The sequence below is a fragment of the Stenotrophomonas maltophilia group sp. RNC7 genome (genome assembly GCF_030910085.1).
Lineage (GTDB): Bacteria > Pseudomonadota > Gammaproteobacteria > Xanthomonadales > Xanthomonadaceae > Stenotrophomonas > Stenotrophomonas sepilia.
In genome coordinates this window covers 1-3007 of sequence record NZ_JAVFVN010000878.1, presented here as the reverse complement: position 1 = coordinate 3007, position 3007 = coordinate 1, and the positions used below count along the sequence as shown (strand labels likewise).

Annotated in this window: 2 protein-coding genes; both read left to right on the top strand. The window is 29.3% G+C overall.

The annotated features are described in order from the left end of the window. Positions 1–526: 526 nt before the first annotated feature. Positions 527–1336 (top strand): YkgJ family cysteine cluster protein, encoded by an 810-nt coding sequence (locus RCF13_RS21640; RefSeq protein ID WP_308141544.1) that lies wholly within the window; start codon positions 527–529, stop codon positions 1334–1336. Between the two features lie 221 nt (positions 1337–1557). Then, on the top strand, positions 1558–3007 hold a 1450-nt coding region (locus RCF13_RS21635; RefSeq protein ID WP_308141543.1), incomplete at its 3' end, for an ATP-dependent helicase.

Below are 3007 nucleotides of genomic sequence, written 5' to 3'. Positions count from 1 at the left end.
AAAACTAAAGGATGTGATAATATATGGATCTTAAAGTAAGCGAAATTAATTACAGAAATTATGAACTACTGGCCTCAATGAGTATTGAAGATACCATGATAATTTCCGCGGTTTTTTCAGAATTAGAGCAGGACCATTCCTTGAGTAATGCAATTCAAAATGTAGTCTTATCGTACAATGAGTTTTGTAAAATAAACGATGCAGAATTCAAACATATCGACGAATTTAAAATTCGAAAAATTCTCAAAAACGCAGAAGAAAAAGGTTATTGTAGGTTATTTAAAAGGTGCAATAATAACTATAATCTGTATTATATGTAACTCACAGATAATCGCACAAATTACTATTTTATTAATATGTTTGACTCAACTAAACGTTTTTATTACTTATTGTAAAAAAAATTGCCATTATTCATTTATTTTAATTACAATTTTTGTAACAATAGAATGGTAGCAAGTCAAAAGTAGTTTTAAAAGACAAGAAACTCATTTTGGCATTAATAATATTAATGGAATAGGAGCGGTAAATGATGGGGAGAAATGATAATTGCTTTTGTGGTAGTGGAAAAAAAAGAAAAAAATGTCATAGCTACATTTCCGAAGATAGTTATATAGAATCTTTATATAAGTTATACCATGAGATTGAAATAATCAAAAGAGACCATCAATATCCTTTAGAACATCCTTGTAAGAAGGGATGTCATGAATGCTGTTATGACTTTTTTTCTATTACTATGCTAGAGTTCGAAGCCGTTTTGGCCAGTTTGAAACGAAATGGAATGAATTATACTAGGGAAATTTTCAATATTGCATTGGAATATAATGCCTTTCTAGAAAAGAATGATCCAGAATTATACAACTACTTCGAAAGGGACTTAACAGGAAATGATTTTGAGGAAGAATTTTATTTTCAAAGACGTTTATATAATGATAGACCAGCAAGATTATCGTTTCCATGTCCTTTAATAAATAAGGAATCTAAAAGTTGTAGTGTATATGAGGATAGACCATTTATCTGTCGAACACATGGAAATACATTTAATACTTCTACAAATCTATATAAGAACAACTCCCCGACATGTGAATATATTGTAGATAGTAGAGATAATGCGAATTATACCCCTGAAGTTAAAGATGAATTTTATACAAAAATGATGGAATTAAATAAGTTAGTTCAGGGGGAGATGAGAAGTTTTTTACTCCAATATCCAATTTTTTACTGGTTTAAATTATATAAAGATAAAAACGAAAAATATAATCGAGACATGTATGAGTCATTAGTTCCAGCTTATTTTTATAAAAAAGTTGATTCTTTACAACCTATAGATATCCGCTAATTATTTAAAGAAAGGTTGAATTTTTTCAGAGTATAAATCCTGTCAATAAATAAAATGTCTGAATAGACATTGGTAATTAACCTTATAATTTGATAAAATAAAAAATATACAATATTAATTATATTTTTTATTTTAGGAACAAAACTAAACCTCTGGGGTTTTTAGAATCTATCTAATAATCTCAGGGGTTTTTTGCGTTCAAATATTAAGGGGGAACAAAAATGTACACTAACAAAACAGTTAAGGGGACTGATACAAGCTTTTATCCAATGGGAGTTAATAAAAAGGATGCAGTAATTCCTTGTACGCAAATAGCTAATAATTACTCCTCAGAGCAAATTGTAAAAAACAATGAAGCCGACGCATGCTTTTTTAGAAACTTAGAACAGCATGGAATAAAATTGAATCAAAAACAAATTGAAGCAGTTAGGTGTGTAGAAGGACCGGTTATTACTATTGCAGGTGCTGGTAGTGGTAAAACTTCTGTATTAACTTCTAGAGTAGCTTATATGATGACAGAAAAACAAATCCACCCAGGTAATATTATGTTATTAACTTTTACTAAAAAAGCAGCAGAAGAGATGAAAGAACGTATTAGTAGTTTACCTGGTCTATCAGAAACCGCAGTAAGACAATTACTAGCTGGTACATTTCACAGTATCTTTTTACGTGTGTTACGCAATCAAGGTATTAATGAAAAAATCTTATCTAACGAGAAATATAAGCAAATAATAATTAAAAAGATATTAAAAGAGTTAGGGTTGTCAGCATCATATGAACCGGAAACTATAATTTCTATGATTGGCTACTTTAAAAATCATATGATTTTGCCAAACGACTTACCTAATAAAACACCTATAGATAAAGAAATTAGAGACATATACTCTATGTATGAACAATTTAAGAAAAAAGAATATTTAATAGATTTTGATGATATCTTAGTAATAATGTACGAATTATTAACTACTAATATGAAGCTAAAAAGTTTGATTCAAAATAAAATCAAATTCGTATTAATTGATGAGTTTCAGGATAGCTCATCAATTCAATATGCAATATTACAAATAATTGCGGCTCCACACAATAATATAATGATAGTGGGCGATGATTTTCAGTCAATTTATCGATTTCGCGGAGCAGACCCATCAATAATTCTAGGGTTTCCTGCAGATTATAATCAAACCAAAAAAGTTATACTTGATACAAACTATCGCTCTAACCCATTTATTGTAGGATTGGGAAACGCAATTATTAAGCATAATACAAAACAATTTAAAAAGACACTTAATACACATAAACAAAATGGTTCAAAACCTCAATATTATAGTCCTGATAATAGTGAACAAGAAGCTAGCATGATTATCGATGACATATTAAGCCAAATTAAAGAAGGGAAAAAAGAGTACAGAGACTTTTCGATTCTATACCGAACTCACGCGATAAGTAGAGCAATAACTGATCAACTAGTATTGCGCGATATACCTTTTGTACAATATAAAACAAAGGATTTATTTTATAATAATTCTCTTGTGAAACCTGTAATTGATGTACTACGATTAATAATTCGGCCAAGAAGTGACTTTGAGGCATTAAAAGGTGTTTGTCCGTTACTCTACATAAGTAAAGATAAAGTAATGGATGAAATATTAAATGCTTATGCTATGGATGATT

Coding starts and splice junctions, on each gene's coding strand:
- RCF13_RS21640 (WP_308141544.1), top strand. CDS start 527: ATGATGGGGAGAAATGATAATTGCTTTTGTGGTAGTGGAAAAAAAAGA.